Source organism: Curtobacterium sp. MCJR17_043, from assembly GCF_003224315.2.
Lineage (GTDB): Bacteria > Actinomycetota > Actinomycetes > Actinomycetales > Microbacteriaceae > Curtobacterium.
Genome location: NZ_CP126259.1, coordinates 1,660,020 through 1,679,360, shown reverse-complemented (window position 1 = coordinate 1,679,360; position 19,341 = coordinate 1,660,020). Strand labels below are relative to the sequence as shown.

17 protein-coding genes, 9 pseudogenes and 1 riboswitch are annotated in these 19,341 nt (G+C 74.1%); of the genes and pseudogenes, 13 read left to right on the top strand and 13 right to left on the bottom strand.

What is annotated here, in order from left to right; translation table 11 throughout:
- Window positions 1-20: 20 nt before the first annotated feature.
- The 4 genes and pseudogenes from DEJ15_RS08770 to DEJ15_RS08760 all read right to left on the bottom strand — a co-directional run bounded on the left by DEJ15_RS08770 (window position 21) and on the right by DEJ15_RS08760 (window position 2,674).
- Window positions 21-212, bottom strand: coding sequence for a hypothetical protein (locus DEJ15_RS08770; protein WP_284174826.1), 192 nt, complete (start codon window positions 210-212; stop codon window positions 21-23).
- 79 nt (window positions 213-291) lie between these two features.
- Window positions 292-963: pseudogene (locus DEJ15_RS18250) on the bottom strand (J domain-containing protein); the annotation flags it as partial.
- 95 nt (window positions 964-1,058) lie between these two features.
- Window positions 1,059-1,805 carry a phosphotransferase enzyme family protein gene (locus DEJ15_RS08765; RefSeq protein ID WP_181419598.1) on the bottom strand — a complete coding sequence of 249 codons (747 nt, stop codon included), beginning with the start codon at window positions 1,803-1,805 and terminating at the stop codon, window positions 1,059-1,061.
- Window positions 1,806-2,041: 236 nt separating this feature from the next.
- Window positions 2,042-2,674, bottom strand: coding sequence for an NUDIX hydrolase (locus DEJ15_RS08760; protein ID WP_349814675.1), 633 nt, complete (start codon window positions 2,672-2,674; stop codon window positions 2,042-2,044).
- A gap of 317 nt (window positions 2,675-2,991) precedes the next feature.
- Window positions 2,992-3,088: riboswitch (TPP riboswitch) on the top strand.
- Here DEJ15_RS08760 and DEJ15_RS19460 point away from each other — a divergent pair.
- The 5 genes and pseudogenes from DEJ15_RS19460 (at window position 3,077) to DEJ15_RS08740 (ending at window position 6,225) form a co-directional block, all read left to right on the top strand.
- On the top strand, window positions 3,077-3,316 hold the full coding sequence (locus DEJ15_RS19460; protein WP_502866085.1) for a hydroxyethylthiazole kinase: 240 nt from the start codon (window positions 3,077-3,079) through the stop codon (window positions 3,314-3,316). Its footprint overlaps the riboswitch before it by 12 nt.
- On the top strand, window positions 3,243-3,950 hold the full coding sequence (thiM, locus tag DEJ15_RS08755) for a hydroxyethylthiazole kinase (protein ID WP_502866084.1): 708 nt from the start codon (window positions 3,243-3,245) through the stop codon (window positions 3,948-3,950). Before DEJ15_RS19460 ends, thiM begins: the two co-directional genes overlap by 74 nt.
- Window positions 3,947-5,077 (top strand): annotated as a pseudogene (locus tag DEJ15_RS08750) (bifunctional hydroxymethylpyrimidine kinase/phosphomethylpyrimidine kinase); the annotation flags it as partial. The gene thiM and the pseudogene DEJ15_RS08750, both read left to right, overlap by 4 nt.
- Before the next feature lie 97 nt (window positions 5,078-5,174).
- Window positions 5,175-5,405: pseudogene (locus DEJ15_RS08745) on the top strand (bifunctional hydroxymethylpyrimidine kinase/phosphomethylpyrimidine kinase); the annotation flags it as partial.
- A 133-nt stretch (window positions 5,406-5,538) separates the two neighbouring features.
- Window positions 5,539-6,225, top strand: a complete 687-nt coding sequence (locus DEJ15_RS08740; protein ID WP_284174825.1) for a TenA family protein — start codon at window positions 5,539-5,541, stop codon at window positions 6,223-6,225.
- 28 nt (window positions 6,226-6,253) lie between these two features.
- Here DEJ15_RS08740 and DEJ15_RS08735 read toward each other — a convergent pair.
- The 4 genes and pseudogenes from DEJ15_RS08735 to DEJ15_RS08720 form a co-directional block, all read right to left on the bottom strand.
- Window positions 6,254-6,748: pseudogene (locus DEJ15_RS08735) on the bottom strand (metallophosphoesterase family protein); the annotation flags it as partial.
- Window positions 6,745-7,107 carry a MarR family winged helix-turn-helix transcriptional regulator gene (locus DEJ15_RS08730; RefSeq protein WP_284174824.1) on the bottom strand — a complete coding sequence of 121 codons (363 nt, stop codon included), beginning with the start codon at window positions 7,105-7,107 and terminating at the stop codon, window positions 6,745-6,747. The gene DEJ15_RS08730 and the pseudogene DEJ15_RS08735, both read right to left, overlap by 4 nt.
- 328 nt (window positions 7,108-7,435) lie before the next feature.
- Complete coding sequence (locus DEJ15_RS08725) at window positions 7,436-7,894, bottom strand: VOC family protein (RefSeq protein ID WP_110825242.1); 459 nt, start codon at window positions 7,892-7,894, stop codon at window positions 7,436-7,438.
- A gap of 21 nt (window positions 7,895-7,915) precedes the next feature.
- A complete protein-coding gene (locus DEJ15_RS08720; RefSeq protein WP_110825500.1) occupies window positions 7,916-8,212 on the bottom strand; it encodes a GNAT family N-acetyltransferase in 297 nt (98 codons plus the stop codon).
- Window positions 8,213-8,348: 136 nt separating this feature from the next.
- On the opposite strand from DEJ15_RS08720, the gene DEJ15_RS08715 reads away from it, so the two are divergent.
- Window positions 8,349-8,996, top strand: coding sequence for an NADPH-dependent F420 reductase (locus DEJ15_RS08715; RefSeq protein ID WP_110825241.1), 648 nt, complete (start codon window positions 8,349-8,351; stop codon window positions 8,994-8,996).
- Between the two features lie 835 nt (window positions 8,997-9,831).
- The gene (locus DEJ15_RS08710; RefSeq protein ID WP_284174823.1) at window positions 9,832-10,848 is read left to right on the top strand and encodes a hypothetical protein; all 1,017 of its coding nucleotides are present in this window, start codon (window positions 9,832-9,834) and stop codon (window positions 10,846-10,848) included.
- Here the strand turns inward: DEJ15_RS08710 and DEJ15_RS08705 are convergent.
- Window positions 10,755-11,613 (bottom strand): annotated as a pseudogene (locus DEJ15_RS08705) (LysR substrate-binding domain-containing protein). The gene DEJ15_RS08710 and the pseudogene DEJ15_RS08705 overlap by 94 nt on opposite strands.
- Before the next feature lie 124 nt (window positions 11,614-11,737).
- On the opposite strand from DEJ15_RS08705, the gene DEJ15_RS08700 reads away from it, so the two are divergent.
- Window positions 11,738-13,063, top strand: coding sequence for an MFS transporter (locus DEJ15_RS08700; RefSeq protein WP_258366377.1), 1,326 nt, complete (start codon window positions 11,738-11,740; stop codon window positions 13,061-13,063).
- A 109-nt stretch (window positions 13,064-13,172) separates the two neighbouring features.
- On the opposite strand, the gene DEJ15_RS08695 is transcribed toward DEJ15_RS08700, so the two are convergent.
- Entirely contained in the window at window positions 13,173-13,751 is a 579-nt protein-coding gene (locus tag DEJ15_RS08695) for an NAD(P)H-binding protein (protein ID WP_284174822.1), read from the bottom strand.
- Between the two features lie 25 nt (window positions 13,752-13,776).
- A pseudogene (locus DEJ15_RS08690) lies at window positions 13,777-13,848 on the bottom strand (NAD-dependent epimerase); the annotation flags it as partial.
- Window positions 13,849-13,961: 113 nt separating this feature from the next.
- On the opposite strand from DEJ15_RS08690, the gene DEJ15_RS08685 reads away from it, so the two are divergent.
- The 3 genes and pseudogenes from DEJ15_RS08685 to DEJ15_RS08675 form a co-directional block, all read left to right on the top strand.
- Window positions 13,962-14,327 carry a winged helix-turn-helix transcriptional regulator gene (locus tag DEJ15_RS08685; protein ID WP_110826069.1) on the top strand — a complete coding sequence of 122 codons (366 nt, stop codon included), beginning with the start codon at window positions 13,962-13,964 and terminating at the stop codon, window positions 14,325-14,327.
- Between the two features lie 49 nt (window positions 14,328-14,376).
- Entirely contained in the window at window positions 14,377-15,408 is a 1,032-nt protein-coding gene (locus tag DEJ15_RS08680) for an NADPH:quinone reductase (RefSeq protein WP_110826070.1), read from the top strand.
- Between the two features lie 411 nt (window positions 15,409-15,819).
- A pseudogene (locus tag DEJ15_RS08675) lies at window positions 15,820-16,641 on the top strand (patatin-like phospholipase family protein); the annotation flags it as partial.
- Between the two features lie 79 nt (window positions 16,642-16,720).
- On the opposite strand, the pseudogene DEJ15_RS08670 reads toward DEJ15_RS08675, so the two are convergent.
- Window positions 16,721-17,915 (bottom strand): annotated as a pseudogene (locus DEJ15_RS08670) (acyl-CoA dehydrogenase family protein).
- A 203-nt stretch (window positions 17,916-18,118) separates the two neighbouring features.
- On the opposite strand from DEJ15_RS08670, the pseudogene DEJ15_RS08665 reads away from it, so the two are divergent.
- Window positions 18,119-18,406, top strand: a pseudogene (locus DEJ15_RS08665) (QsdR family transcriptional regulator); the annotation flags it as partial.
- Window positions 18,407-18,494: 88 nt separating this feature from the next.
- A complete protein-coding gene (locus DEJ15_RS08660) occupies window positions 18,495-18,608 on the top strand; it encodes a QsdR family transcriptional regulator (protein WP_284176186.1) in 114 nt (37 codons plus the stop codon).
- Window positions 18,609-18,621: 13 nt separating this feature from the next.
- Here the strand turns inward: DEJ15_RS08660 and DEJ15_RS08655 are convergent, their stop codons facing one another.
- Window positions 18,622-19,062 (bottom strand): VOC family protein, encoded by a 441-nt coding sequence (locus DEJ15_RS08655; protein ID WP_110826073.1) that lies wholly within the window; start codon window positions 19,060-19,062, stop codon window positions 18,622-18,624.
- Between the last annotated feature and the right edge of the window lie 279 nt (window positions 19,063-19,341).

Here is a 19,341-nt window from a genome sequence, read left to right as displayed (position 1 = left end):
GGGCGGCGCTGCTGGTCGGGTCAGACGAACCGGACGGTCTGCTGCAGGCGGTCGCGGACCGCGAAGACGTCGACGGAGCCCTCGGGCGACCAGACGCCGGAGAGCACCTGCCCGAGCGCACTCCGACGGACGATGAACGCGGTCGGCTTGCGGGGGGGTCCCGACGAGTCGGACGTCCTCGTCGACCGCGGAGTCCGGCACCACCAGGACACGGCCGGTGAACCGGACCCGCGTCTGCTTCTGCACGGCACGGGCCGCGCGGACGAGCTCCTTCACCGGCTGCTCCCCCGGGCCGAGCGTCTCGCCGACGACCTCGCCGTGCTCCACCGCGACCGGGCCGCCCCAGTCGATCGACTCGAGTGCCCAGAGTCCGGTGGGCGTCAGCACCGCGTGGTCGAGCTTGCCCTCGGCACCGGCGTCGAGGTCGTGCCACACCGTGACGCCGATGCCCATCTCCGCGATGATCGCAGCCGTCGCCTCCTCGGCCAGCGCCTCGCCCAGGAGACGCCGGACGTGCCGGGGTGCCGACCGGACGAGTGCCGGGTCGTACGGGTCCTCGATCGGGTCGCCGAGGCCCACCCACTCACGTTCTGCGGCGAGGAAGACCTCGCGGGAGCGCCCGCCGGGGTGCCCGTACGACCGGGCCCGCGGGCGGGAGTCACGTCGGGCGGACGGGGGTGCGTAGGCGTCACGCCCGGTGTCCGACCGCCACGCGGCCGATCCGGACGGCGCTGACGAGGACCCCGCGCGCAGGGTCCCGGCGTCGTAGGCTCGCCGGGCCGAGGGCGTCCCGATGCGCTCCCAGGCGACCTGCACCCGGCGGAAGCGCTGGGCGTCCCCGCCGAGGTCGGGGTGGCTCTCACGCGCGGCCCGACGGTAGGCGCGTCGGAGGGTGTCGTCGTCGGCGGTCGCGGGGACGCCGAGGACCTCGTACGGGGTGGCGTCCGCCGGGCTGTCGGTCATGGCCCTGGAACGCTACCGGACGCAGGATCGAGGTCCGCCGCGAGGGCGCTGGGCACGCGCTGGGCGGTCGGCGACCTCGTCCCCGGCGCGCCCCGTCAGCGGAGCGCGGCGGTGATCCGGTCCCCGTGCTCCTCGAGCCACGCGACGTCGGCCCGGTACAGGTCGGCGTGCCCGTGCGCGAGGTCGCTCACGAACTTCGGGTTGCCCGCGGCCGCCTCGGTCTCGAGGGTCGTCACCAGGGCCACCAAGCCGGCGGTGATCGTCTCGACGAGCACGGCACGCGAGCGGTCGTCGAGACCGTAGGCGCGGCAGAACTCGGCGGCACGGGTGATCCGGTCCTCGAGCGCCGGGACGGGTCGACCCTCGTCGGCTCCGGTCGTGAAGGGCGCGAACCGGTAGACGGCACTGGCGACGTCCCAGACGCGGGGCCCGGGGTGCGCGGTGTCGAAGTCGATCACGCCGACCGCCGCGATGCCGTCGTAGACGACGTTGTACGGGGCGTAGTCGCCGTGCACGACGGTCTCGACCGGCACCCGCGCGGCCTGGGACCACACGTCGACGGAGTCGTCCAGGGGGAAGCTCGCCGCGGCGTCGTGCAGCTGTCGGAGCAGCCGGGCACTCGTGACGAGGGCGGCCTCGCTCGCGACGTCCTCGGTCCAGGGGTACTCGCCGGCCACTCCCGGGACGAACGTCACCGTCTCGAGCGCGTCCCCGAGCGAGATCGGAGCCGGGGCCGCCACGAAGCCCTGCTCGTGCAGGTGCGTGAGCAGCCGGTGGACCGTCGGTGTCCACGGCCCGGCGGGGCGGTGCACCCGGTCGTCGGTCTTGGTGATCCGTTCCATCGGGAACCTCCTGAACGTCGTCGTCGACGTGTCCGCAACTGTAGTGCTCCCGTCCCGTCGACGCCCGGCTCCGCGCCTCACCATCCGGAGGGCGCGCTGCACGGACCCGGAGGGCGCGCTGCACGGACCTACGCGACGCCGGGGCGACCACAGCGGCGGCAGCCGGTCGTCAGTCGGGCAGGAGCTCCCGCAGCCACGACGGCCCGCGGACGTCCGCCCCGACCGCGGTCACGCGGTCACGGAGGCCGCGGTCCGCGGTCACGACGACGACCGGGCCGTCCCCGGCCGCGACGGCGGTCTGCACGGCGGCGACGATCGCGTCGTCCCCGGCGGCCGGTGCCTGCTCGACGGTCACCACGGGGAGACCGGGACGGGTGTCGGCGGCGACGTCGACCGGGGTCGCACCCCGGGCCTCCCCCCTCGAGCACCACGGTCCACCGCGGCCACCAGGTGGCGGACGGCAGGTCCAGCGCGGCGGCGTCGACGCCGGACGCGGCGAGCGCGCTCACCCGGGCGACGAGTCGGGAGGCCGCTCCCGCGCGGTCCTTCCACCAGCCGTCCGGGACGCTCCCGACGACGTTCGCCGCGTCGACGACGACGTGCGGTGTCCGGTCGAGCGTGGCCCGGAGCGCGGGCCACGAGGCGCCGAACCCGGGGTGGAGCGGCAGGTCCGGCACGTCGGCGACGGGGACCCAGGCCAGGGCCAGGCTCTCACGGTCGGCGACGACGGGGGCGAACGGGCGGGAGGCGCGTCCCACGACGGTCGTGTAGGTCCAGAAGCCGAGGTCGAGGACGGCGGTGTGCCGGAGGTCGATGCCGTCCTCGGGGACGCCGGCCTCCTCGGCGGACTCGCGGAGGGCGGCGGTCACCGGGTCCTCGTGCTGGTGGCGCGCTCCGCCGGGGATCCCCCCAGGTGCCGCCGTGGTGGCTCCACTCGACGCGGTGCTGCAGGAGGACCCGTCCGCGTCCGTCGTCGACGAGCAGGCCCGCGGCGCCGAAGCGGCCCCACGCCTTGGTGCCGTCCGGGCCGACCGCCCAGGCGTCGCCGGGGTCGCGCGGTCCTGCCGGGGGGCCGGGTGGCGGTCCCGCCGGGGTCGCGGTCCGTCGTTCGTCGTCCACGGGTCCACCCTTCCACACCGGTCCCGGACGTGTCGCTGGACGACGGCGGCGATGCGTGTACGGTGTCGTCCGAGACACGGGGTGCCGCATCCGAGCGGCTGAGATCACACCCGTCGAACCTGCTCGAGCTCGTACTCGCGAAGGGATCGTCCATGGAGAACGCTGCGCCGACGACCGACTGGGTCGTCCGTACCGCCGACCTGCTGGAGGCCGTCCGGACCCGGGCGCCCCTGGTGCAGTGCATCACGAACACGGTGGTGCAGAACGTCACCGCCAACGTGCTGCTCGCGCTGGGGGGCGTCGGCCGCGATGGTCGACGTGCCGACCGAGGCGGGGCCGTTCGCCGGCGTCGCGGACGGGTTGCTCGTCAACACCGGCACCCCGCACGCTGAGCCGTCGACCGCGTCCCGCGAGGCCGCGGCCGCAGCGGCGGAAGCCGGGACGCCGTGGGTGCTCGACCCGGTCGCGGTCGGGTCGCTGCCGGTCCGGACGGCCCTGGCGCGGGACCTGCTGGCGATGCGCCCGACGGTGCTGCGCGGGAACGCGTCCGAGGTGCTCGCGGTCCTCGGCGCCTCGGCTGGCGGTCGCGGTGTGGACAGCACGGTCGGGACGGAGGACGCCCGCGACGCCGCGGTCGCCGCCGCGGACGCCGGGACCGCGCAGGCGGTGGCGGTCTCGGGTGCGGTGGACCTGCTCGTGGCGCCCGAGGGGCTGGTCCGCGTCGCGAACGGGACCGAGCTGCTCACCCGGATCACGGGTGGCGGCTGCGCCCTCGGGGCCGTCGTCGCCGCCTTCGCGGCCGTGGCGCCGGGGCGTGCGCTCGACGCGGCCGTCGCCGCGACCGCGGTCCACACCATCGCGGCGGAGCTCGCCGCACGGGACGCCGGCGGGCCCGGCGCGTTCCAGCCGCTGTTCCTCGACCGGCTCGCGTCGCTGACGCCGGAGGACGTGGTCCGGGAGGCCCGGATCACCGCCGACGGTCAGAGTGCCCGGGCCGCCTCGACGACGATCGGAGCGGGATCGTGACCGCCGACGCGGCTGCCGCTGCGGTGGCCGGGACCGCCGGACGCGTACCGGGAGCGCAGGAGCTCGGCGTCTACCTCGTCACCGACACCGCCCTGGCCGCTCGGCACGGGCACGGGGTCCTCGGCGTCGTCCGGGCGGCGGTGGGCGCCGGGGTCCGCATCGTGCAGGTCCGGGACAAGACGGCGTCCGCCCGGGACCTGCTCGCGTTGACGGTCGCGGTCGCGGACGCGGTCGGCGACCGGGCACTCGTCGTCGTGGACGACCGGCTCGACGTGGCGCTGGCCGCACGGCACGAGGGGCACGCGGTGGCGGGCGTGCACCTCGGACAGTCGGACGTCCCGGCGAGCGCCGCGCGTGCACTGCTCGGCCCGGACGCCCACGTCGGACTGACCGCGAACACGACGCGGCACCTGGTCGAGGTCGCCGCGATGCCGCACGGCACGGTCGACCTGCTCGGCGTCGGGGTCGTGCACCCGACGAGCACGAAGCCCGACCACCCGCCGGCGCTCGGCGTCGCGGGGTTCGCCCGGATCGCGGCGACGACCACCGTGCCGTGCGTGGGCATCGGCGGCGTCGGACTGGCGGACGTCGGGCCGCTGCGGGCTGCCGGGGCGGCGGGGGGTCGCCGTGGTGTCGGGCATCTGCGCGGCCCCCGACCCGGGTGCCGCGGCCGCCGCGTTCGTCGCGGCGTGGAACGGGGCGGGCCGGTGACCGCGACGACGGGGCCGGCTGCGAGCGGCCGGGTGCCCAGGGTGCTCAGCATCGCGGGGACCGACCCGACCGGGGGTGCGGGGATCCAGGCCGACCTGAAGTCGATCGCCGCCCAGGACGGGTACGGCATGGCGGTGGTCACGGCCCTGGTCGCGCAGAACACCCGGGGCGTGCGCTCGGTGCACGTGCCCGACACGGACTTCCTCCGCGAGCAGCTCGACGCGGTCTGGGACGACGTCACGGTGGACGCGGTGAAGACCGGCATGCTCGGCACCGCCGAGGTCGTCCGGGTCGTCGTGGAGTCGTTGCGGGCACACCGGCCGCGGTGGCTGGTCGTCGACCCCGTGATGGTCGCCACGAGCGGTGACCGACTGCTCGACGCCGATGCCGAGGCGGCGATGACCGACCTGTTCGCCCTCGCCGACCTCGTCACCCCGAACCGCGACGAACTGCGGGTGCTCGCCGACCTCGCCGGCTCCGACGCGACGGACCCCCCTCGACGCGGCCCTGGCGGTGGCACGACGCTTCGACGTCCGCGTGCTCGCGAAGGGCGGACACGACGGCGGCCCCACCTCGGACGACGCCCTCGTGACGCCGGACGGCTCGGTGCGGGTGTTCCCCGGCCCGCGGGTCGCGACGACGAACACGCACGGGACGGGCTGTTCGCTCTCGAGCGCGATCGCCACGCTCGTGGCCCGACACGGCGACTGGGAGCTCGCCGTCGGTGCCGCGAAGGCGTGGCTCACCGTGGCCCTCCGCGGTGCCGACGCCCTCCAGGTCGGGCACGGACACGGCCCGGTCGACCACAACGCCGCCGTGCGGGCCGCCCTGCCGGTCCCCCCGCCTGACCGACCTCTGGTGGACGGACGCGGCCGCGGTGCTCGACGAGACCCTCGCGTGCGCGTTCCTGCAGGGCCTCGCCGACGGCACGCTCGACGCGGAGGTCTTCGCCGGGTACCTCGCGCAGGACGTGCACTACCTCCGCGCGTACGAGCAGCACCTCCGGGCGATCGCGGCCGGCTCGACCGGCGACGCCGCGGCGTTCTGGACGACCGCGAGCGAGGGCTGCGCCGCCGAGGCCCGCGACCTGCACCACCGTAGACTCGCCGGGTCGCACGCGGACGACCCCGTGCACCCGGTCTGCGCCGGCTACCTCGCGCACCTGGCCGCGGCGGCCGACGATGCCGCCGCCACCGGGGACGTCTCGGTGCTCGCCGCCGCCGTCCTGCCCTGCTTCCGGGTGTACGCCTGGGTCGGGGAGCGGCTCGGCACGGCGCCGGTCGGGCACCCGTTCGCGGACTGGATCGCGGCGTACGGGGACCCGGGCTTCGCGGCGTCGAGCGCGCGGGCGACCGACCTCGTCGAGGAGCTCGCCGTGCGCGCCGACCCGGAGCTGCGGGGCCGGATGGCCCGCGCGTTCCGGGAGTCGGTCGCGCAGGAGCTCGCGTTCTTCCGGATGCCGGAGCAGTTGCCCGGTCCCCGGCGGGGCGGAGCCGCAGCGGGCCTCCCGGCCGGTGGGCCCGACTCGGGCCCGACCGCGGGTGCGGAGTCAGGCCGGGTGTGAGGGCGCGGTGCGGACCCCGTCCGCACCGGGGGGCGCGCCGCACCAGGGTGACCTGCAGGTCGGCGCCGTCGACCGTGCAGCGCATCCACGTGTGGTCCGGCTGCCGACGACGGTCCGTCGGCGAACCGGGGTTGAGCAGGCGCATGCCGTTCGGCGCCAGCGAGTCCCACGGGATGTGCGAGTGCCCGAACACGAGCACGTCGACGTCCGGGTGGTCGGCGACGGCCCGACGCTCCCGCCCGGTCGCCGCGCCGGTCTCGTGCACGACCGCGAACCGCAGTCCCTCGACGCGGCGTGAGGCGACGAGCGGCAACCGGTCCTCGAACCCCGGGTCGTTGTTCCCGCGCACGGCGAGGAGGTCGCGGGACCGGGCCTCCAGCAGGTCCACGGTCGCCAGGTCCACCCAGTCGCCCGCGTGCACGACGAGGTCTGCCGCGTCGATGTCCGCCCACAGCTCCGGCGGCAGGTCCTTCGCCCGTTTCGGCAGGTGCGTGTCCGACAGCAGGACGAGCGACGTGGTCACGGCTCGGTCGTCCTGCTCGGCATCGGCAGCTCGGCCTCGTCCGCGGCTCCGAGCCGTTCGAGCAGCCCGGCGAGCAGCGCGACGTCGTCGTCGGACCAGTCGGCCAGCCGCTCGACCAGGGCATCGCGGTGCAGCTGCACCGATCGGTCGAGGGCACGCCGGCCGGCCTCGGTCGCCTCGAGCGGTTTCGCGTTGCCGGTGCCGCCGTCGACCGTGCGGACGAGTCCCGCGGCGAGCAGTCCGGACAGCTGACGCGAGATGGTCGACCGGTTCAGCCGGAGGTACCGGGCGATGTCGATCGCCATGCACCCCGGGTGCTGCACGACGAAGTCGACCAGGGACTGGTCGACGACGCTCAACACGTCGGCGGTCCCCCCGCGCCCGGACGCTCGCGCGGCGGGTGATGCGGGAGAGCTCGGTGTACGCCCGTCCGATGTCCGCTTCACGGATCCCGGGGCCCCTCGGGTCGGCCATGCTGTTCCAGTCTGTCGTCCGGCGTGGCGCCGGTGGTCGGTCGCCCCTGGTCGGGACGTCGGGTCCGGCGGCCGCCCACGTCCGTGGTCCCCTGCGCCGCTCGGTGTGGCCCACGATAACCGCGGGTCCCCCCGGAACGGGGACCGGCGGGTCCCGGGGTCGGGACCGGTGCGACCGTCCGGCGACGGGGCCGGACGTGCCCGGTGTCGGTGATCAGTCGGAGGCCGCCGCCCGGAGTGCCCCGATGTCGAGCTTGACCATGTCCTGCATCGCGCGGAACACCCGCGCGCCCGGTGCCGGGTCACCGCCGGCGGCCATGAGCTCGCCCATCATCGACGGGGTCACCTGCCACGACAGGCCCCAGCGGTCGACGAGCCACCCGCACGCCACCGGGTGGCCGCCGTCGGCGAGGAGCCCGTCCCAGATCCGGTCGAGCTCGTCCTGCGTGTCGACGTCCACCTGCAGCGAGACGGCGTCGGTGAAGGGATGACCGGGACCGCCGTTCATGGCACGGTACGGCTGGCCCATCAGGGTGAACTCGACGACGAGCACGGACCCGTCCGGGGCACGGCCGACCCCGTCGACACGTGCGTCCGGGAAGAGCCCGACGTAGTGCTCAGCCGCGGACTGGGCCTGGTCGTCGAACCAGAGGAAGGGGACGATGCGGGGCACGGTGGCGCCTCTCGGTGGTGCTCAGTCCGCGACGCCGCGGCTGAGCAGGTCTGCCTTGTCGGGGTGTTCGTCGAACCACTGGCTGACGAACCAGCACATCGGGACGATGCGCTTCGTCGACGTCGTCTCGACGTCGGCCACGGCGTGCTCCACGAGTTCCCCGGCGTACCCGTGCCCGCGGTGCGCCGGGACCGTGTACGTGTGCGGGAAGGCGATCGCGTCACCGTTGACGCGATAGTCGAGCACGCTCACGAGGGCTCCGTCGACGTACATGGCGTAGCGGTCGCGGTCGGCCTCGTTGCGGAACTCGTGTGTCATGGCGCCATCCTGCACCGCGCGGCGGATGACGGTCACCCGTCCTCCGGCGAACGCGTGGACCCGCCCCCCGACGGGCGGTCCGACCGTCCCGGTCGTCAGGCCGGAATGACCACCGGCCACGGTTGTTGCACCCCACATGACGACCATCGGGATCATCGGAGCAGGCAACATCGGATCACAGCTCGCACGCCTCGCGGTGCAGCACGGCCACCAGGTCGTGATCGCGAACTCGCGCGGGCCGGAGACGCTGACGGACCTCGTCGCGGAGCTCGGCGAACACGCCACCGCCGGCACACGCGAGGACGCGGCCACCCGGGGCGACATCGTCGTCGTGACCGTGCCGCTCGGCGCCGTCGAGACGATCCCCGTCGAGCCGCTCGTCGGCAAGGTCGTCATCGACACGGACAACTACTACCCGGAGCGCGACGGGCACATCGTGGCCCTCGACGACGAGACGACCACCACGGCCGAGATGCTGCAGGACCACCTGGTCGGCGCGCACGTGGTCAAGGCCTTCAACCACATCGGCGCCGCGGACCTGACCGGACACGCCACCCCCAGCGGCACCGAGGGACGCCGCGCCCTGGTCGTCGCGGGCGACGACGAGACGGCGAAGCGCACCGTCGCCGACCTCATCGACGAGTTCGGCTTCGACGTCGTCGACGCCGGACCGCTCGCCGAGGGATGGCGCATCCAGCGCGACACCCCGGGCTACGGCCCGCGCATGACCGCGGACGAACTGCGCGACGCCCTCGCCGCCGCGAAGCGGTACCGCGACATGTGACGGTCCTGCACCGACCGTTCCACCCCCCTCTGACTGGGGCGTTCGGCCGCTGTTCCCGCCCGGTAGAACGGACTCTGGATCAATCCAGGGAGAGGAACAGCGGCCGTGGCGTCTCATCGCATGCCCGAGTCCGAGCGACCCCGTCGGGCGGTGCCCGCATGGGTGACCGCGCCTCCGGAGGACGCCGGTTCCCCTGCCCCCCAGCCGCGTCGTCCCCGCGGGCACCGTCGCTGACCGCGCCCGACCCGGCATCGACGCCGTGCCCGGCCTGGAGGCCCACCCCACCCCCGCCCCGCCGGTGCTCGACCCGAACGCCGTCGTCCCCGACTTCCCGCCGACCCCCCGAGCTGCTGCCGCCGGCTCCGACGTCGCCGAACGTCGACACCCTCCCCCTTCTCGGCCGTCGCGGAGGCGCGTGCGACCGTCGCCGGGCTCGGACCGGCCGACGCGACCGCCACACCGGCAGGCACCCGGGACCCTGCTGCGGACCGCACCGCCGCCGGCGATCCCCGCGCCACAGCACGACACGGTGCAGCGCGTCGGAGCGCAACGGATGCCCAGGCCTCCGCCGGGGCGATGGCGATGCCCGCGGCTCCCGTGGTCGGCGCGGCGCATGCGTCCGCAGCGCCCGTCGGAGCGCTCGGGGACACCGGCGACACCCGGTCCGCGGCGCCCGTGCCCGCCCCGGCAGGACCGGTCGCCTCGCAGTCCTGGTCCGCGACCCCCCGATGCCGGGGTCCCGACCGCTCCGACGGCCGGGCCGGCAGCGCGCTCCGCCGGACGTGGCGCGACCACCGCGACCCCGGCCGCCCCGCCGGCTCCCGCGTTCCCCGTCGTGCCGGCAGCAGGACAGCCGCGGTTCTCGGTGCCCGGACTCGAACACGTCGTCGTCGAGGGCGGCGAGCCCGAGGCCGTCGGACCCATCGGGTACCGCACGCCCGCCCGCTTCGCCCGGCAGCAGGCGCGCGTGATCCCGCCGGCGGTCACCGCTCCGCCGACGTTCGACGCCGTGCTCGCCACCCCGGCGCCGACCACCGCCGCACCCTTCCCCGGTCCGGCGTCCGAGCCGCACGCCGTGGCGCCGGTCGTCCCCGCGGTCACACGGGCCCTGCCGTCCGTCGCGCCGGCCGCAGCGGAACCGGCGGAGACCGCCACGTCCGACGGCGAGGCGACCCACGCCCCGACCCCTGCCCGGGAGCACCGGAACGCCGACCGCAGCCGCGGCGCGAACACCCGTCGGGGCTTCCTGCCGAAGCGTCGTCCGGCCCAGCCGACGAAGGCGCGGTCCACCGCGGTCCCCGTCGCCGCCGGGACGACCGCGCAGCCGCAAGCCGCTCCGCCGGTGACGCCGGTGACGGGAGCCGACACGGGCCTCCAGGCCGGAACCGGTGCGTCCGCCACGCGCGCTCGACGTCCGATCGGCGCGACGCCGGGTGCCGTGCTCGGTGCCCTGGCCGGTCTCGCCACGCTCGGTCTCGCCGCCTGGTGGTTCACGGCCCCGGCGACCGTGCACGCCGTCGGCGTCCTGCTCGGTGTGCTCGCGGTCGTGGTGTCCGTGGTGACGATGCGGAACCCCGCGTCCACCTGGCAGCGGCCGGTCGCCCTGCTCGGCACCGTGCTCGGCGCGGTCGGGACCCTCGTGTTGCTCTGGGCCGTCGCGTCCGCACTCGGTGCGCCGCTGCCGGACCTGACGGGCACGGGGGGCCACGCCGACGATCGCGCCCTGACCCTCCCGCTGACGGCGGGGACGACCCCCCGTCACACCGCGCGGACGACGCCCCGGGAGAGGATCGCGTTCGTCAGCGCCTCGATCGGCTCGCGCTGCACGGTCGGGTTCGCGATGAGGACGTAGTCGACCGCGGGCAGGTCCGGCAGCGACAGTCGCTGCGACACCTTCACCAGGTCGGCCGGGATGAGCGAGTGTGGGAACACCGCGACGCCGATCCCCGCCCGCACCGCGGCGAGCACACCGTTCACGTCACGGGTGTTGCAGGTGATCCGCCACGTGCGCCCGGCGGCCTCGAGCGCGTCGATCGCCATCTGCCGGCTGATGCTCGGCGCCTGGTACGCGATCAGCGGCACCGGGTCGTCGGACTCGAGGGCGATGCCGTCCTGCGCCATCCACACCATCTGGTCCGAGGCGACCCGGGTGCCCTCGGCGGACTCCCCCCGCCGTCCGCTTGATGAACACGAGGTCGAGTTGACCAGCGTGCACCCGTCGGAGGAGCGGCGCGGACTGGTTCACCGTCAGCTCGAGGTCGACCTGCGGGTGCAGCTTCCGGAAGTCCCGGAGGATGCGCGGCAGCTGCGTGATCGCGAGGTCGTCGGCCGCGCCGAACCGGAGGCGACCACGAGCCGCCACCCCGGAGAAGTACGCGTCCGCTGTCGCGTGCGCCGCCAGGATCGTCCGGGCGAACCCCGCCATCGCGTCGCCGTTGTCGGTGAGCCGGACCCCGCGGGTGTCCCGTGCGACGAGGGTCCGGGCGACCGCTGACTCGAGCCGGCGCACGTGTTGCGAGACGGTCGGTTGGCTGATGCCGAGACGGACGCCGGCCTGCGTGAAGCTGCTCGTCTCGGCGACGGCGAGGAAGGTCCGGAGCAGGACGGGATCGAGCACGGTGGGCCCTTCATTCGACATCGCAATGGAGTGATGCCGATCATAGGAGGATCGAATGGACCGGGAGCGGATAGTTTCGACCGGGTACCGTTCCCGCCCTCGACAGCCGGAGTCCCCCCACACCGTGCGTCCGTCACCGACGACCGTCCACCCGCCCACCGAGCCGCTCCCGATCAGCACGACACCGCCTCCGTGGCGGCGTTCCTTCATCGCGCTGTCGGTGCCGAACTTCCGGCTCTTCACCGCCACCAACCTGGTGGCGATGACGGCGGGGTGGATGCAGCGCATCGCGCAGGACTGGCTCGTGCTGCAGCTCACCGGCTCGGTCGCGCAGGTCGGCATCACGGTCGCCTGTCAGTTCACCCCGATGCTGCTGTTCGGGCTGCTCGGCGGGGTCTTCGTCGACCGGTACTCGAAGCGCGCGCTGATGATGATCACGCAGGGCGCCTTCGCGGTGCTGTCCCTGCTGCTCGCCGTCCTCACCCTGGCCGGGGTGGTGGAGGCGTGGCACATCTGGGTGATCGCGTTCCTGGTCGGCATGGTCACCGTGATCGACAACCCGGCGCGGCAGGTGTTCGTCACCGAGATCGTCGGTCACCAGCACCTCCGCAACGCGATCAGCGTCAACTCGTCGGTGTTCCAGCTCGGCGGGATGATCGGTCCGGCGTTGTCCGGCATCCTGCTCGTCGCCGTCGGGGCGGGGTGGTCGTTCGGCATCAACGCCGCCGCCTGTGTCGCGGTGGTCGTGACGCTGGGGTTCCTCCGCGTCTCCGAACTCCACCGCACACCGCCGGCCGCGCGGGCGAAGGGGCAGCTCGTCGAGGGGCTGCGGTACGCCGCCGCGAAGCCGACGATCATCGTGCCCGTCGTCCTGCTCGCGTTCTTCTCCGTCTTCGCGCTGACGATGCCCGTGCTGCTGTCCGCCTTCGCGTCCGACGTGTACGGCGTCGGGGCCGGCGGCTACGGCCTGTTCAACTCCGCGGTCGCGGTCGGCGCCCTGACCGGCGCAGTCCTCTCCACCCGGCGTGCCGTGGTCCGGCTCCGCACCATCGTCGGCGGGGTGTTCTGGACCGGGCTGTTGCTCGTGGTGGCCGGGTCGGCGCCGACGATCGCGCCGTTCACCGTCCTGCTCGTCGTGGTCGGCCTGTCGCAGCTGCTCTTCATGACGGCGTCGAACTCGCTCGTCCAGCTGTCCTCGAACGTCGCGATCCGTGGGCGGGTGATGTCGCTGTACGTGCTCGTGCTGCTCGGTGGTCAGGCGATCGGCGGCCCCGTCATGGGTCAGGTCGTCGACCGCTTCGGCGCGCACGTCGGGATGATGGTCGCGGGCGGCGTGCCCGCCGCGGCCGCCACGGTGATCGCGTTCGTCCTCGCCCGACGCGGCGGCCTGCACCTGGAGATGCGGATGCGTCACCACCTGCCGCTGCCGACCATCGTCGGCAACCGCTGACACGACGGACGGTGGGCCCACGCCGCCGGAACCGGACCGGCGCGCCAGCGGCCGGGCCGCCGTGACGGACGGAAGGCCCGTGACCAGCTGGTCACGGGCCTCCCGTCCGTCACGGGGTGACGCGAGCAGCTGCGCTCAGTAGGCGACGCCGAACCGCGCCTGGTGGTGCTTCGGCTCCTCGACCTCGTCGACGACCGCGATCGCGTAGTCGGCGCCCGAGATGTCCGAGTTGCCGTCGGCGTCGGTGAGGAGCACGTCGTCCGAGGTGCGGTACGTGCCGCGACGCTCCCCCCGGGTTGTAGCTGCCGAAGGCGGCGGCGGGGCTGACGTAGAACCAGTCGACGTCGGTGCCACCCGCGCGGAGTGCCTCGAGGACCTGGCCGTGGCTCTTCGCCTCGCCCTTGAAGGCGTCGGGGAACTCGGCCGTGTCGTAGAGGGCCGGGCCGCCCTCGGCGACGAGCAGCGACCCGGCGCCGCCGACGATGCCGAGTCGTGCACCGGCAGCGGCCGCGGCGTCGACGAAGTGCTGGAACCGGTCCTTCAGCTCGGTGCCGTCCGACTGGACCGCGTGCAGGGCGACGATGACGACGTCCGCGTCCTTCGTGACCTCGGTGACGAAACCGGCGTCGAACGCGTCCCCCCCGCGCGAGCGTGAGGTGCTCGGCGGCGTCGAGCTTCGTGGTGTCACGCGCGACGGCGACGACCTCGTGCCCGCGGGAGAGGGCTTCGCGGACGATGGCGGACCCGGCGTACCCGGTGCCTCCGAAGACGACGATGGTGGACATGCGAGCTCCTTCGTGGTGGTGGTGCCGACGCGGTCGCGCGCCGTGCCACTCACTGTACGGGTGTTACTCTCTTCAAGTAAGTAGGCACCTCGTGGTGCGTGACGGAGGTCGGGATGAGCGCGCTCGAGTACAGCCCCTACGCGGCGGACTGCCCCTCGCGGCAGCTCCTCGACCGGATCGGGGACCGCTGGAGCGTGCTGACGATCGGCGCCCTCGCGGACGGGCCTCGTCGGTACTCCGCCATCGCCACCCGGGTGCAGGGTGTGTCGCAGAAGATGCTCACGCAGACGCTCCGGGCCCTGGAACGTGACGGCTTCGTCACCCGGACGGTCTTCCCCGAGATCCCGCCGCACGTGGAGTACGAGCTCACCGACACCGGCCGGTCGCTCCGCGCCGTGCTCGTGCCGCTCGAACAGTGGGCGATCGACCACATGGACGGCGTCGCCGAAGCGCGCTCGGGGTACGACTCCGGCTCCTGACCGCGCCCGGTCTGGAATCGTCGCGGACCGCGGGTGGTTGCGTGGAGGCATGCGATCGATCGTCTACTCCCAGCCCGGAACGTCAGCCGTCCTCTCCCTCGCCGACCGTCCGGTCCCCGAGCCCGGTGCCGGTGAGGTCCGCGTCCGCGTCGTCGTCTCCGGGGTGAACCCCACCGACTGGAAGGCACGACAGGGCGGCACGTACGGCGACGGCCTGCCGTTCCCGGAGATCACGCCGAACCAGGACGGTGCCGGCGTCGTCGACGCGGTCGGCGACGGCGTCGAGGGCCTGTCCGTCGGTGACCGCGTCTGGCTGTTCATGGCCGCCGCGTCCCGCCCGACCGGCACCGCGCAGGAGTTCACCGTCGTGCCCGCCGCCCGCGTCGTCCCGCTCCCGGAGGGCGTCTCGTTCGACGTCGGTGCCAGCCTCGGCGTGCCGGCGATGACCGCGCACCGTGCGCTCACCGTGCACGAGGACGGCCCGACCCGCCTCTCGCCCGGTGCCCTTTCCGGCAAGACCGTGCTCGTCGCCGGCGGCGCGGGGGCCGTGGGACACGCCGCGATCCAGCTCGCCAGCTGGGCCGGCGCCACCGTCGTCGCCACGGTCAGCTCGGAGGACAAGGCGGCCCTCGCCACGGCGGCCGGGGCCCACCACACGGTGAACTACCGCGAGGACGGCGCCGCCGACCGGATCCGCTCGATCGCCCCGGACGGCGTGGACATCGTCGTCGAGGTGTCGATCCCGGCGAACGCCGACCTCGACGCTGCGGTCCTGGCGAACCACGGCGTCGTCTCGATGTACGCGGACAACGGCGGAGACGCGGCATCGATCCCGGTGCGGCCGAACATGGGCATCAACGCGCGCTACCAGTTCCTGCTGCTGTACACGATCGGCGACGCCGCCCTCGCCGCCGCTGCCGAGGACATCACCGCCGCGCTGCGCGACGGTGTCCTGCCGGTCGGCGAGGAGGCCGGGCTCGCGCTGATCCGCTTCCCGCTCGAGGAGACCGCAGCAGCGCACGACGCGGTGCAGGGCGACGCGGTCGGCAAGGTGCTCATCGACGTGCAGTCGGCGGAGTAGGCCGCGCCGGGACGGACGGGAGGCACCGCGCGGCGGGGTGCCGCCGCACCCCGTCCCGTGGTGCCCTTCGGCGCTGCACAACGAGAACCGGCTCGAACCGCGGATGTCCGCGGTTCGAGCCGGTTCTCGTTGTGCCGGTCCGGGCGGCGCCGGGAGGCGCGGGGCGGCGGCGGGAGGCGCGGGGCCGGGAGGCGCGGGGCCGGGAGGCGCGGCGCGGGTCCGGGCGGGGCCATGCGCGTCCGGGAGGCGCGGGGCGGTGGCGATCCGAGCCTCCCGTCCGGCGCGTGGTCGGGTCCGGCAGGACCGACGCAGTACGCGTTCATCGGCGGGGTTGGTAAGCAGGAGGCATGACCGACGCCGCAGCGCCCCTCCCCCACCCCCACGCCCGGAACCAGAGCAGTCGTCCTCGGAGGTGGTGGCGTCGCCGGCATCGCCTGGGAGCTCGGCGTCCTGTCGGCCCTCGAGGACGCCGGGGTCGACCTCGGTGCGGCGGACCTGGTGGTCGGCACGAGCGCCGGCAGCGTCGTCGGCACCTTCCTCCGCAGCGGCGGCGTGCGCGGTGCCTACGAGCAGCAGCTGAGCCCGCTCCCGACCACCTACGAAGAGCCCGCGCGCGTCGATGCCGCCGAGTTCGAGCAGCGCTTCGCGGCGGCACTGCAGGGAGCCACCTCGGAGCAGGACGCCCGTGCGCGTCTCGGAGCCGCCGCGCAGCAGATCACCTCCGGACAGAGCGACGACGAACGCGTTGCGACCTTCCGCGACACGCTGCCCACGACCGCGTGGCCGGACCGGCCCTACGCGGTGACCGCGGTGGACGCCGTCGACGGGACCTTCCGGGTGCTCCGCGCCGAGGACGGCGTGCCGCTCGAACGTGCCGTCGCCGCGAGCTGCTCTGTCCCGCTGGTCTGGTCTCCGGTGCGGATCGACGAGCATCCGTACATCGACGGCGGCATGCGCTCGGCGACCAACGCGGACGTCGCGGCCGGGTACGAGCGGGTGCTCGTGATCGCCTGCAGCCCCGAGGGGCCGTCACCGCTCGGGCCGTGGCTCGACCGTGCGGTCACCTCGTTGCGGGACGCCGGTTCGCGGGTCGAGGTCCTCGTCGCGGACGAGGCGTCGCAGCGGGCCTTCGGAACGAACTCACTGGCGCTGTCGACGCAGCGGCCGTCGGCGGAGGCCGGACGCGCGCAGGCCGAGCCGGTGGCGGAGCGCATCGGCGCGTTCTGGGCCTGAGCTGACGAGCGGGCGACGAGCGACCGGCGCCGGGCCGACGACCGGGCGACGGCGGTCATCTGCCACCTGGTCCAGCAGGTCAGACGAACGCGGCCTGCCCCGTCACGGCGCGGCCGACGATGAGCGTGTTGACCTCGCGGGTGCCCTCGTACGAGTAGATGGCCTCGGCGTCGGCGAAGAACCGGGCGACGCCCTTGTCGAGGACGATGCCGTTGCCGCCCTGGACCTCGCGGCACCAGCCGACGGTCTCGCGCATCTTCGCCGTGGCGAACGCCTTCGCCATCGCCGAGTGCTCGTCGCCGCCGAGGCCCTGGTCCTGCAGCGCGGACGCCTGGGTGCACAGGGCGATCGACGCGGTGATGTTCATGAGGGACTTCACGAGCAGGTCCTGGATGAGCTGGTGCGACGCGATCGGCTTGCCGAACTGCTCGCGCTCCCGGGCGTAGCGCAGGGCGGCCTCGTAGGCGCCGACCGAGATGCCGACGGCCTGCCAGGCGACCTCGGTGCGGGTCAGGCGGAGCACCGCAGCCGTGGACCGGAACGAGTCGGCGCGCTGCAGGCGACGGGCCTCCGGGACGCGGACGTCCTCGAGGGTGATGTCGGCGTTCTGCACCGACCGGAGTGCGATCTTGTCCTCGATCTTCGTCGCGGTGAACCCCGGGGTGTCGGAGGTGACGAGGAAGCCCTTGACCTGGTTGTCCGCCTCGTCCTTCGCCCAGATGACGACGACGTCCGCGAAGGTGGCGTTGCCGATCCAGCGCTTCGAGCCGTTGAGCACCCAGGTGTCCCCCCTCGCGCCGGGCGGTGGTGCGGAGGCCGCGGGCGGAGTCGCTGCCGGAGAGCGGTTCGGTCAGTCCGAACGCCCCGACGACCTCCCCGGAGGCCATGCGCGGCAACCACTCACGCTGCTGCTCGTCGCTGCCCGCGACCGCGATCGAGTTCATCGCGAGACCGGACTGCACGCCGATGAAGGTCGCGACGCCGGCGTCGACCCGACCGAGTTCGAGGGCCGCCCACCCGCGGTACACCGCGGAGTTCTCGAACTGCCGGACGAGCGGCACGCCGGGGCCGTACATGCCGAGCTCGGCGAGCGGCGCGATGACCTGCGTCGGGAACTCGGCGCGGGCCCAGTACTCGTCCACGATCGGCGCGACGTCGCGCTCGAGGTACTCGCGGAGCTCGCCGAGGGAGGCGCGTTCCTGGTCGGTCAGCTGCTCCTGGAACCGGTAGAAGTCGGATTCCAGCAGGGGCGTTCCCGCGACCGTCGTTGACATGGACCCAACGATGCATCATTCTCGGAAACGTTGCAAGACGACGTCGACGACTTCGGGGGGGAACCGTGAGCAAGCAGCCACTCGGCGCCCTCGGGTCGGCGCTCGTCCCGAGCGCGCTCGCCACGCGCCTGGAGGCCCACCCCGACGCCCAGCGCGCGTTCCGTTCCGCACGTCATGCCTTCATCGACGGGGCACGCGTCGACATGCAGGCCCTCGCGTCCTCGCTCGGCGTCGACCGGACCTCGCTGTTCCGCTGGGTCGGCAACCGCGACCAGCTGCTGTCCGAGATCCTCTGGTCACTGGCCGTCCCGACGCTCGACGCCGCCGGCCGAGCAGCGGCACCGTCGGGAGCGGCACGCATCGTCGACGTCCTCGACCACTTCACCGCGGACCTGATCCGGGCGCCGTACTTCCGCGCGTTCCTGACCCGCGAGCCGGCCCGGGCCCTGCGACTCCTGACGACGACCGACAGCGACGTGCAGCGGCGCTTCGTCGCCGTGGTCTCGACCCTGGTCGCCGCCGAGCAGGAGTCGGGGGCCTTCGACCCGGCGCCACTCTCCCCCCGAGGAACTCGGTCGACTGCTCGTCCGCGTCTCGGAGTCGTTCACCTACGCGGACCTGATCTCCGGCGAGACCCCGGACCCCGAGCGGGCACGCACGACGTTCGAGTACATCCTGCGCCCTGTGCGGTGACCGCCGCGGGTGGTCAGCTGCGGACGGCCGCCAGTTCCAGGTTGATGTCGTCCGGGTCCTGCACGGACAGGATCACCATGCCGGCGTCTCCGAGGTCGGTCACCTCGCCGTGCTCGACACCGGCGGCGTCGAGCCGGGCGGCCGCCTCGTGCAGCTCGTCGACCGATCCGACCATGAAGCTCACGTGGTCGAGACCGACCGTGTCCGGGTCGAACCGCTGGCCGCTCGGAGCGACGGGGCGGAGGCCGAAGAGCTGGTCCCCGACCGGGAAGATGCAGCCGCCGTAGAGCCGCTCACGGTCCTCGGTGATCCCGGGCTCACCGGCGTGCTCGCTGAAGTCCATCGCGGGCTCGACGCCGAACAGCTGCTGGTAGAACGCCTTGCTGCGGACGATGTCGGTGACGGTCACGCGGACGTGCGCCAGTGCGATGGGTCGAGCGATCGGGTCGGTCATGTGGGGCTCCTCGGGTGTACCGGCAGGGTGGCCGGGTCGTCGTCGCTGTACGACGTGGATCCGAGGCAACGCCGGACACCTGACTGTGCGCACCGACCGTGCGGCGAGCGGACAGGTCGGGCCGACGGGCCGGTACAGCAGCGGGTCAGCGGCTCAGCGGAACCCGTCGTCGTCGGGGAAGGAGCGCGGCACACCGTGGCCCGCGCACCGGTCACGACGACGGACGCCGCGGAAGACCTCACGGACGTGCTCACCGCACCCGGTCCATGTCGCCTTCCC

Excerpts from the sequence above, each read along its gene's own strand:
- DEJ15_RS08765 (WP_181419598.1), bottom strand. The coding sequence starts at position 1,805 with ATGGAACGGATCACCAAGACCGACGACCGGGTGCACCGCCCCGCCGGG.
- DEJ15_RS19460 (WP_502866085.1), top strand. The coding sequence starts at position 3,077 with ATGGAGAACGCTGCGCCGACGACCGACTGGGTCGTCCGTACCGCCGAC.
- DEJ15_RS08720 (WP_110825500.1), bottom strand. The coding sequence starts at position 8,212 with ATGACACACGAGTTCCGCAACGAGGCCGACCGCGACCGCTACGCCATG.
- DEJ15_RS08715 (WP_110825241.1), top strand. The coding sequence starts at position 8,349 with ATGACGACCATCGGGATCATCGGAGCAGGCAACATCGGATCACAGCTC.
- DEJ15_RS08685 (WP_110826069.1), top strand. The coding sequence starts at position 13,962 with ATGAGCGCGCTCGAGTACAGCCCCTACGCGGCGGACTGCCCCTCGCGG.
- DEJ15_RS08680 (WP_110826070.1), top strand. The coding sequence starts at position 14,377 with ATGCGATCGATCGTCTACTCCCAGCCCGGAACGTCAGCCGTCCTCTCC.
- DEJ15_RS08655 (WP_110826073.1), bottom strand. The coding sequence starts at position 19,062 with ATGACCGACCCGATCGCTCGACCCATCGCACTGGCGCACGTCCGCGTG.